The 9,902-nt window shown below is 54.5% G+C and carries 9 protein-coding genes and 1 tRNA gene; 2 read left to right on the top strand and 8 right to left on the bottom strand.

Annotation, left to right across the window (positions count from 1 at the left end; translation table 11 throughout):
• Positions 1-754 precede the first annotated feature (754 nt).
• From KK925_RS07390 to glnD, 6 genes are all read right to left on the bottom strand, one after another.
• Entirely contained in the window at positions 755-1,282 is a 528-nt protein-coding gene (locus tag KK925_RS07390; protein ID WP_236027881.1) for a YbhB/YbcL family Raf kinase inhibitor-like protein, read from the bottom strand.
• A gap of 52 nt (positions 1,283-1,334) precedes the next feature.
• Positions 1,335-2,372, bottom strand: coding sequence for a beta-propeller fold lactonase family protein (locus KK925_RS07385; protein WP_214096397.1), 1,038 nt, complete (start codon positions 2,370-2,372; stop codon positions 1,335-1,337).
• A gap of 61 nt (positions 2,373-2,433) precedes the next feature.
• Positions 2,434-2,922: a 2-C-methyl-D-erythritol 2,4-cyclodiphosphate synthase gene (gene ispF / locus KK925_RS07380; RefSeq protein WP_174583451.1), complete on the bottom strand. Its 489-nt coding sequence runs from the start codon at positions 2,920-2,922 to the stop codon at positions 2,434-2,436.
• A gap of 35 nt (positions 2,923-2,957) precedes the next feature.
• Positions 2,958-3,033: transfer RNA gene (locus tag KK925_RS07375), tRNA-Glu, on the bottom strand.
• 102 nt (positions 3,034-3,135) lie between these two features.
• Entirely contained in the window at positions 3,136-4,845 is a 1,710-nt protein-coding gene (locus KK925_RS07370; protein WP_174583450.1) for a GAF domain-containing protein, read from the bottom strand.
• A gap of 128 nt (positions 4,846-4,973) precedes the next feature.
• Positions 4,974-7,730 (bottom strand): [protein-PII] uridylyltransferase, encoded by a 2,757-nt coding sequence (gene glnD / locus KK925_RS07365; protein ID WP_174583449.1) that lies wholly within the window; start codon positions 7,728-7,730, stop codon positions 4,974-4,976.
• A gap of 91 nt (positions 7,731-7,821) precedes the next feature.
• Here glnD and KK925_RS07360 point away from each other — a divergent pair, with 91 nt between their 5' ends.
• Complete coding sequence (locus KK925_RS07360) at positions 7,822-8,598, top strand: pyridoxine 5'-phosphate synthase (RefSeq protein WP_174583448.1); 777 nt, start codon at positions 7,822-7,824, stop codon at positions 8,596-8,598.
• Positions 8,573-8,962: a holo-ACP synthase gene (gene acpS, locus KK925_RS07355; protein WP_174583447.1), complete on the top strand. Its 390-nt coding sequence runs from the start codon at positions 8,573-8,575 to the stop codon at positions 8,960-8,962. The genes KK925_RS07360 and acpS overlap by 26 nt, the downstream gene beginning before the upstream one ends.
• A 93-nt stretch (positions 8,963-9,055) precedes the next feature.
• Here the strand turns inward: acpS and KK925_RS07350 are convergent, their stop codons facing one another.
• Together KK925_RS07350 and KK925_RS07345 are read right to left on the bottom strand one after the other, a co-directional pair.
• Positions 9,056-9,223, bottom strand: coding sequence for a hypothetical protein (locus KK925_RS07350; RefSeq protein WP_174583446.1), 168 nt, complete (start codon positions 9,221-9,223; stop codon positions 9,056-9,058).
• Positions 9,208-9,489, bottom strand: coding sequence for a hypothetical protein (locus tag KK925_RS07345; protein WP_174583445.1), 282 nt, complete (start codon positions 9,487-9,489; stop codon positions 9,208-9,210). The genes KK925_RS07350 and KK925_RS07345 overlap by 16 nt, the downstream gene beginning before the upstream one ends.
• Between the last annotated feature and the right edge of the window lie 413 nt (positions 9,490-9,902).

The following is a 9,902-nucleotide window of genomic DNA, read 5'->3' as shown; positions in this document are numbered from 1 at the left end:
GTTTTAAGGAGAGGTTGAGGAGCCTCTGCTGGAGCGTTCCTGCGGGCTTATCTCTGCCTCGCCGAGGAAAAAAGGACGCAAGGGTTTAGCTTCCAAAAGGAGGAACCAAAGAGCCAAGGGAAGGGCTCAAGAGCTATCCCTGCGTGCATGGGGGATTTTCTTTCAGTCGGGAAACGCCGTGCACCCTCGCGAGCGAGAGCGGTGATTCTTTTGCCCATCGTTGTCCATTCGCAGAGTCATTATGCAAGCTATCGGTTCTACCCCGTGAAGGAAATGGCGTTCCCCCTCTAGCAATCGTCTTCTCGGGTTAGATCGTACTAGCCAAAGGGGAACGGCGCCCATCTTTCGACCCAAAAGCATCAAGGTTACTTGGCGCGTCTCGGAACGGCTCCGCCGCTCCAGAAAGCGGCCGGTATCCCTATTGCTATGATCGATGAGCTACCACGACCTGTTGGTTGTCACCTAGCGACAAGTCTAGAACCAAGCCAATAGTGGCAGTGCCAGGCACAAGCCTTGCTGCCTGGGCTACAGATTTATGACAAAAAAGTACCCAAGCCAAGCTCCGTGCTCCACCCAGAGCGGAGAAGGTTGCCGGAGCCAAGCATAGAGTGAATCTAACCCTTATTCCTCGGCCGTCCTTTAGGCCCACCTCAAGAGATCTAAAGGGGATTGCCGGTGAATGGGCATTCCTTAGGTAAGCACCCAGAGAGCCTTAATATCTTGTCTCCTAAAGAACGTTTCCTTTTCGGGTCGCTCAGCGGCCCGCCGAAAAGGTCCCCATGAGGGTTGCTTTGGCCAGTACCTTGCCTTCCATTGCCCTTTCCAATCGCCGGCGATCCGCACCTCTCGGTAGGCTGAGAGTCTCCTTTAAGGCATAAAGAGTAAAAAAGTACCGATGGGTTCCCGATGGCGGGGCAGGTCCTCCATAGCCTATTTCCCCGTAATCGTTTTTTCCCTCTACGGCCCCAGGAGGCAACCGATCCGAAGGAATCACTCGCGTCTCGGCCGGAAGATTCCAAACTAACCAGTGTGTCCAGGTTCCCATTGGGGCGTCAGGGTCGTCCATGATGAGAGCCAAGGAAGCCGTTCCAGGAGGAACGTCTGCCACGTGGAGTTCCGGTCGCCGGTTTTCTTTGCGATAGGCGCTCGAGGATGGGAGAGGTCCTCCATCGGAGAACGAAGGAGAAGAAAGTTTCATTGCCCACCCCGGATCAGTGTGAAGCAAGAGAAGCCCAAACAAAAGGAGAAAAAATTCCAGAATCCTTCGATATCGGATACCCATGAGAGACCGCCTAAAAGGCTAACTCACTCACCCTGAAAAAATCACGGATTTTTTACGGAAGTCCGAGACTCCCTGCCGAAAGGGGTAGAGTCACGATTCCCCAGGGAACAGGAAGATCGGGAATCACCTGAATTACTTTCCATGACCCGGTTGCTACTACATGAAGGTCCTGGGAACGGCCACAGGCAACCACGATGGCTTGGCCGTCCGGGGTAAAGGAAAAGTGCCACCCTCGTTGCCCGACCGGAACGGAAGTTACAAGCTTGCCTGTTTGCGGGTCAAAAACCTGCAACTTCCCAGCACGAGCCGCCGCGACAATGAGAAATTTCCCTTGCGGATCCCATGCTACCCCGTAAGGGCCAGCTTCCGTGGAGAGCTCTCTTTCCACCTGAAACGTTTTACTATTCAAAAGCAAAACTTTTGAAGAGTTCTCTAGTGAAACGGCGTACTGCGAGGCCTGCGGCGAGCGCCGGATCCCTCGAGGTCGAAATCCGTAGGGTTTCAAATCCACCATGCGTATAAGCCGACCCGACGGAAAGTGGTAAACCCCGATCGTACTATCCCCCTCATTGGTCACGACCAGCTGATGCCCGTCGGATGAAAACTCGATTCCTTCCGTCTCCAAACCCGCTGCGAGATCCGCTACCTGTTTCCAGCTCCCGACTTCCCAAACCAGAATATGAGCTCGTGGAAGTATGGTTTCTTGAGGTTTCCCCTTCGGGGCAGGGGATATGGATGGCTCGTAGGAAGCAACAATCCAGTGACCGGAAGGGTGCACTTTGACGAATTCGGGATTGCGACCCACCGCAAGCGACCGTTCCACTTGGAGGGTCTTGGGATTGATAATCGCAAGGTCTCCAGTTGTTCGATTGGCCGTAATCAGGTAACGCCCGTCGGGTGTAAGAGCGATTCCTCTGGGGTGTCGCCCTTCTAGGGCTACTTTGCCGACCAATTCAAACTTTGGGTAAGAAAAAATCCAAACCCCATCGTTTTCCGTCGAAACAAAGATACGAGCGTCCCCTTCCCTGCACCACAGAGGGGACCAAGTACCAAGAAGAAGCGCTACGACGAGCCAAAGCCAAGTAGGCACCTGGCGAACAAAAAAGGGCCAAGGCGGCAGCATGTATGCGAGCCTAACCGAGGAAGTTTGGCTAGCAAGGGGTTTCTCTAAGTTCAACAGCAGCGACCGCCCAAACGGCGATCCCTTCTCCTCGTCCCAAAAACCCCATTCCTTCCTGGGTCGTTGCTTTGACTCCTATCTGGCCGATGGAGATATCCATTATCTGGGCAATGGAGGTCTTGATTTGGGGGATATAGGGAGACAAGTGGGGCTCTTCTGCAACAATCGTAGCGTCGATGTTGACTACCTTGGCCCCAAGCTTCGCTAGCTGAGCGACAACTTTTTCGAGAAAAATGCGGCTTGGAGCGTCCTTCCACTGCGAATCCCGGTTTGAAAAGTAAAACCCGATATCCCTTTCTCCAACGGCCCCGAGAAGTGCATCGCAAATGGCGTGGATCAAGCAATCGGCATCGGAATGGCCTTCGAGCCCCCTGGCGCTAGGGATGTTTACTCCTCCCAGGATAAGCGGCCGGCCAGAGACCAGGCGATGCACATCATATCCAATTCCTACACGGATCACCTGGTCGTCCTTTTGTTTCGTGTAAAAACTGCTTTTGGCAGCCCCAACGGGATTCGAACCCGTGCTCCGGCCTTGAGAGGGCCGTATCCTAACCAGCTAGATGATGGGGCCGCAACAGGAAACCCTTTCCCTTAAAGGAAAGGAAACGTAGATGTACTTTTTCCAAAAAAACGATGGGTGAAAATGGTTCCCAACACAAGTCAAAAGTGCCTCCTAGCTCACCTCCAATGGGTCCGACGGAATCAAGAGGCGAAACCGGGTTCCCCTCCCCTTGCGGGATTGTACGAGGACTTTTCCGCGGTGATTCTCCACAATCCTCCGGACAATCGCAAGCCCAATCCCCGTCCCCCCGGGCTTTGAGGTCCGAAAAAGGGTAAAAAGATCTTCTTTTTGTTCCCGGCTCAGTCCCGGGCCGGTGTCACCCACCCCCAAAGCCAGATACCGAGTTCCCCGGTGGGTGTAAGGCTGCGCTTCAAGCCAAAGCGTCCCACCTCCTGGCATGGCTTCCAACGCGTTTAAAACCAGATTCAACAGGGCTTGCTCTAGCTGGGCACGGTCTGCGAGGAGCGGAGGCAAACCGGGAGTGATTTTCTTCCGGACGCTTATCCCTTGTTTTTGGGCTTTTGCGCGGACCAAAAGCAGGATATCCTCCAGCATTTGGGAAACGTCTACCCATTCGGGCGCCGGTTCCGCAGAGCGGCCTAAATGAAGGACCTGATCCAAGATGCGGTTCATCTGCCGCATTTTCTCCCCAATAATCACCGCATCCTTTTGCGCATGGCCTTCGAGCTTCGCCGATTGGACCAAGCTATGGAAAAGAAGTTGCATGACAGCCAGGGGATTTCGGATCTCGTGGGCTACTTCTGCAGCTAGAAGCCCCAATGCAGAAAGGCGTTCACTTTGTCGCAGGGCCTCTTCGGTTTCCATAAGACGCTCCCATAGCTGGGCCTTTTGGATCGCAACCGAAGAAAGATCGGCCAGCATCTGAAGAAGCCGGATTTCTTCCGTTGAAAACCGGTGCGGAACCCCCGTGTAGACCGCCAGTACACCCAGGAATTTCTTGGCAAAAACCAGGGGAACCGCGAGCAAACTAGCAAAACCTTCTTCCTTACCCCGTTCCGTGTAGTAGAGATAAGGGTCATCTGGAAGATGGAATAAGGCCACAGCTCGTCCCCTTTGAATCGCCAGATCCATAAGCGACTCTCCAGGGCGAATCGGGGATTTGTGCAGGAACTCTTTACTGGTGCCAAAACTTGATCGTAAGACAAGCTCTTGCTTTTCGGAATCCCAAAAGGAAAGAGAACTGGCTTTGGCTTGGACCAGGCGGCAGGCATGACGAACAACCCCCTGCAAAACCGCGTCCAAGTTGCTTTCGGAAACCAGAGTCCTCCCAATCCCTAGCAGACCTGTGAGCTGTTCTCCTCGACGCCGGAGTCGTTGGATCTCCCAAGCGAACGCCAGCCACCGAGCCGCCTCCTCAGCAAGTGAAATAAGATCCCTTTGGTGCTCCTCGGTAAAATGATTGACTCGATGACTGTCGACATTGAGGACACCAATCACCGATCCCTGCCATTCCACGGGAACTGCAAGCTCTGAGCGGACTCGAGGGTCAACACACACGTACCGCCGGTCGAGACGCACGTCGTCTACGCGCAGCGGTTCGCCCGTCGTGGCTACCCATCCTGTGATTCCTTGGCCGAGCTTGAGTTTGACTCGCCGGGCCCCTTTGCGAAGGCCGATGGAAGCCTCAATATCAAGAAGGCCGGTGTTGGGGTTAAACAAAATAAAAGAGCCACTACTGGCCTGAGATTGTTCGATCGCGGCTTTGAGAAAGAACCGGATGGCACGAGTGGGTTTAAAAAGCTCGATTAGATCGGCTGTTTTTATGGAAAAAGGAAAGGAGGAAGGCTTTTGCTTTTCCACAAGCTTTTCTTAAAGTTTCTTTTGCGTTCTTGCGAGCAAGCGAGTTTCCTGGGAAACTTCCCAACAAGAGGGAACCGGCTTGTCTTCCCCTCAGTGGCCGACCGCTGAGAAACCGCTCCGCCGTAAACTTATAAAGAAAGTGCTTCTCTTAGCGAACGAACAATTTCGTCCAGGCGCCTGGAATCAGTGATTTTCTGACCATCCTCTTCCAAAAGATAGAAGGTATCCAAAGCCGCGCCTTTTTCGGTGGTAATCCGCGCAAAAACAATGTCCGCCTTGGCGCCGGCTAATGCTTCGGCGATGCGATACAAAAGACCAGGACGATCCGGGGCCTGGATATCCAGCACGGTGAACCGTTTCGAAGCATCGAGATCAAACCAAAAACGTGTTGGAAAATCTGGGACTGCGGGAAGTGGCCGGGTCCAAAACTTCTCTTTGGAAACCAGCGGAAGAAAACTAAAATCCTCCCTCTGGAAAGCCTCGTTCAAAAGCTGGCAAAAGTTTACCCGGTAATGCTCCTCGGCCGCTGCTTCGCCGCGCAAGGTGCAAACGCGAAAAGTGTCGATTACAATGCTGTCCTCCCGGGTATAAACGTCCGCACTAAGAATGGAAAGCCCCACCGCGGTAAAAGCACCCGTAATCCGGGCAAAAACCCTTTCCCGGTCCCACGTAACCACCGTTACCTCGCTCACACCCAAAGCCGGCCGGTCCACCCAATGGACCACGGGTTCCAACCCGGTACTATCCGGTGAAAGCTGCCGTAGGAAAAATTCATGAATCGCCTTAAGATGCGTCTCAATCAGCTCCTCGGAGAGCCGCACAAAATAGTGTTCAGGCAAGTTCTTCCAGTGGGCCATGATTTCCTCCGGCTCCACTTGCCCCCCAAGCCGATTCTGGACCCGCAGGCGGAGTTCCTCCAAAGAACGCCTCGCCACCTCCTCAAACTCTTTTCGACCTTCGAGCGCCATACGTGTTTTCTGATACAACTCCCAGATCAAAAGTTCTCTCCATTGGGTGTGTCCATCCGAAGGGCCAACTGTCCCTTCGCCATCGCTAAAAGTGATAAGCAAAAGGAGGTCCAGTTTTTCTTTCGTTTGGACAAGGCGAGCAAATTCTAAGACGGTCTCTTCTTCATCCAAGTTCCTTCGGCTGGCCACCTCCCACATCGTCATATGATGATAAACGAGAAACTCCAAAACAAAACGTTCCCTGGAAGGCAGCCGGAGCCGTTTCGCCACCTTGCCCGCGTTTGCAGCGCTTTCTTCGGCATGGTGTTGGCGATGGACCGCTCTACCTGTGTCATGAAGGAGAAGCGCCAAATATAACAAATAGGGTCGGTCGACTCTTTGAAAAACCGGTTGGTAGCGGTTGTAGGGAGGATCTGAAGCGTCGATCACCCGATCCAATGCTTCCAAAGCGACCAGCGTATGTTCATCCGCGGTGTAACGATGGAAAAACTCGTGCTGGACCAAGCAGGTAAGGGGAGCAAACTCTGGGAAAAAACGGCCTAGAAGCCCCAACTCGTGCATTCGACGGGCAATACGGGCTACTTTTCCCTTGGCGGAGAAAAGAGATAGCAACCCTTCACGTACTGGCTCTTCCTCTAGCAACCCCTTTGTTACCAGCGGAACACACCTTCGGAGAAAGCTAGCCAAGGAAGGCCCGAGCTCTGCGTCAAACCGCTGGGCCAAAAGAAATGCCCGCAGGATCAAGTGCGGGTCTTTCGAAAAGGATGCCCAGTCCCCTCCCCATTCAAGCTCTCCTTTGCGAATCACAAATCCATCGATTTTTCGCAAACGGGCCGTTCGATTGAACAAAGAGAAAAACAAGCGACGGGCGCGAGGCTCAGAGGTGCCATAGAGGTGGCGAACCGCTGCTTGGGTCAAAAGGTGGAGAGTCTGGGCCGCCCGGTAATAGTCCCTCATCATTTCCTCGATCCGGCGGAGAATCGATCCATGGGGATATCCTAAGGCTGTAGCCACACGACCCTGAAGTTCTAAGGTCAATAGGTCACTCCGATGACGGTCTTGATAATGCATTTCCGTGCGAATCCGGAGAAGAAAGCTGTAGGCGTCTTCCAGCTGTTTTTTGTCGGAAGCGTGGAGAACTCTTTGCTCCACCAGTTGTGCCAAAGAACGGCAGCCACGGGCTACCCGGGCTACCCAAAGCAGGTTGTGGAGATCCCGTAACCCTCCACACCCGTTTTTCACGTGCGGTTCCTGAACAAAAACCGTACCACCGTACCGCAAGTGCCGCTCTTTTTCAGAAGAGAACCTCCAAGAGAGGTATTCCCTTTGGCGGCCATGAATGCACTCGCGTTGGAAGTCGCGCTCGAGTCGCTGCCAGAGAGGCGATGATCCCGCTATCCAACGGGCATCGAGAAAACTGGTCTTTGTTTCCAGGTCCTTATTGGATAACTCAAGAACCTCCGAAACGGATCGTGTTGCATGACCTACCTCAAGACCAATGTCCCAAAGCAGATAGAGTACTCGTTTGACCAAATCGTCGACCAAACTTCGAGAGATCTTTTTGGGGTCAAACGTAAAGAGGAGATCCACGTCACTATAAGGACAGAGCTCCCCACGACCAAATCCCCCCACAGCCAAAAGAGTGATTCCTAACCGGGCACGATCGGAGACCTTTCCCCTGGGTTCTTCCCATGCCCATTCCCAGACGCTCCGCGAAAGCACCGTAAGAAGATCGGAACGCAGGCGCGCAAGTTCCCATCCCCCCTCGCCTCTTTTGTGGGCCAGACGTAGCCGGTGTTGCTCCCGGGAGAGAAACTTGCGGTACGTCTGTACAAGGGAACGACGGTCTGCCCCAGCCGTTTCTTTCCACAAGTGCTGGGCCTCTCGCAATGCCCGCTCCAATTCTCCAATGCGCACGATAGATGCCTCGGTTAAAAGTAGCAGCAGCTCCGGCCCATACCGGCCAAGCCTTTTTGCCTTTGTGGGCGCTTGGTGCTAATAAAAGATCATGGCGTCGGTTGAGCTTGGGTTCAATGTGGACCATGTAGCAACCCTTCGGCAAGCCCGCTACCGGTTGGACCCCTTCTCGCCGTTGGCGGAACCTGATCCATTAGCGGCTGCACTCATCGCGGAAGAGGCAGGTGCTTCTCAAATCACGGCGCACGTTCGGGAAGACCGGCGACACATACAAGAGGAAGACGCCCGGCGTATCCGGCAAGCCATCCGGACCCGATTCAACCTGGAAATGGCTCCCACAACCGAGATGATAGAGGTAGCGAAGCGAATCCAGCCCCATGAGGCCTGTCTTGTCCCAGAACGGCGAGAAGAAGTGACGACCGAAGGGGGACTGGATGTCGCTTCCCAGGCGGATTGGGTGGGTCAAGTGATCCAAGAATTAAAAAAGATGGGTGTTCGGGTAAGCGTCTTTATTGACCCAGAGGAAATTCAGGTAAAAGCTGCCGCTTCGGTTGGAGCCGACGCTGTGGAACTTCATACAGGTGCTTATGCCCTGGCAAGGGAAGGAGCCACCGCTGCAAAGGAACTGGCTCGCCATCGCCAAGCTTCCGAAAAGGCTGTCACTTTGGGTCTTTCCGTACATGCAGGCCACGGGCTTCACTACCGCAATGTTCGGCGATATCTTCGAGAGGTACCGCACGTCACTGTGGTGAATATCGGCCACTCGATCGTCGCCCGCGCTTTGCTGTACGGATTAGGGGCGGCAATCCGAGAGATGGTGCAGCTTTTAGAAAAAGAACCCGTTGAAGATCCTAGGACTGGGGATTGACTTAGTCGACAATGGAAGAATTGATCGCGCCTGGAGGCGTTTTGGGGAAGATTTTCTTAGGCGCGTGTTTCTTCCGAGCGAACGGGAATATTGCTTTCGCTTTCCCGATCCCCTCCCCCATCTTGCTGCTCGTTTTGCGGCCAAAGAGGCTGCTGGCAAAGCCCTAGGGGTGGGGGTGTGGTGCTGGAAAGAGCTGGAAATTATCCCAGACCAGGGAGGCCGACCTGTACTGCGTTTTCATGGCAAAAGTTCCCAGCTGGCGGAAGCCAAAGGGGTGACACTGGCCCTGGTGAGCTTGACCCACGAGCGGCACGCAAGCGCGGCTTGCGTGCTCCTGATTGGGAAGGATAAGGCAGAAGCTTAACCCGAAGCCTTTTGGATGGCTTCCCTTTCTTGGTGCCTCTCATGCACGGGCGCTAAACCTGGGTCTTTTTTTCTCGCACTCTTGCGGCGAAAGCTAGCCCAGGGTCAGGGAAAGGTGCCAATGGGCCCAAAACCCAGGTAGCGCCCAGTCCCGTGTTTTCGGGGACAGAGGCGCCGGAGGCATTCGATTGCCTTCCGACCGGCCATGCGCTGCATGCCCCGCTTTGAGTTTCCCCCGAACCCCCTTCATAGAAACGACCATACATCCTTTGTCCGATTGCTTCCGGGTAAAGCGAAGGTGACACGACTGCCTCTGGCACCGACGCGCGTTTGGAGAGCACTAACCCTCTCCAGGCGACGGCACGAGGCCGCGCAATGGTAAAAACTTGCGCCATAAGGACGCGCGTGGTTGACGGCATCGATCACAGACGTGTAGGCTGGGTCGACTTCGGTCACTTCGACTCCGATAGAAAAAAGCCGACTTAAGCCCTCGCGATCGCCTTGCCGGTAGGCGAAGGAAAAGAGCAAGCGGGCCTAAACGGGATCCACTGAGTCATGCTCGAGCCTTGCTTTTGCCAAGATCCAATCCTTCGATTAGAAGCCCCTTGCCGGATTCGGCATCGTCGGCCCGGGCAATCTTTTGGCACCCACTAGCAAAAACCGCTTTAGCGTGCTCCTTGCTCTTGCCATGGGGATTCCACAGATCTTTTTCGCTTGCGGAGAAGTTCCCTAGCCTTAATTGGCGCGCTGCCCATCCGGCTGGCGGAGAACGCCTAGAGGACCGCCTCCTGGCCATGGGCGAAGGGCAGGATGCCCTTAAGAGCCAGGTATTGGCTTAGGATCCCCCATCCCCCGGGCAGCCGCAACCGCAGCCGATAGGCTGCGGTCCGTGGATACCTTGGTTTGGCCGCCCAGTTGCCGGCGGTCTTTTTCTTCCCATC

Source organism: Candidatus Methylacidithermus pantelleriae, assembly GCF_905250085.1.
GTDB classification, from domain to species: Bacteria; Verrucomicrobiota; Verrucomicrobiia; order Methylacidiphilales; family Methylacidiphilaceae; genus Methylacidithermus; species Methylacidithermus pantelleriae.
This window is presented reverse-complemented; position numbering and strand designations above follow the sequence as displayed.

What these genes read in the sequence shown, in the direction of transcription:
- KK925_RS07360 (WP_174583448.1), top strand. Translation starts at nt 7,822, where the DNA reads ATGGCGTCGGTTGAGCTTGGGTTCAATGTGGACCATGTAGCAACCCTT.
- KK925_RS07390 (WP_236027881.1), bottom strand. Translation starts at nt 1,282, where the DNA reads ATGGGTATCCGATATCGAAGGATTCTGGAATTTTTTCTCCTTTTGTTT.
- KK925_RS07350 (WP_174583446.1), bottom strand. Translation starts at nt 9,223, where the DNA reads ATGGTCGTTTCTATGAAGGGGGTTCGGGGGAAACTCAAAGCGGGGCAT.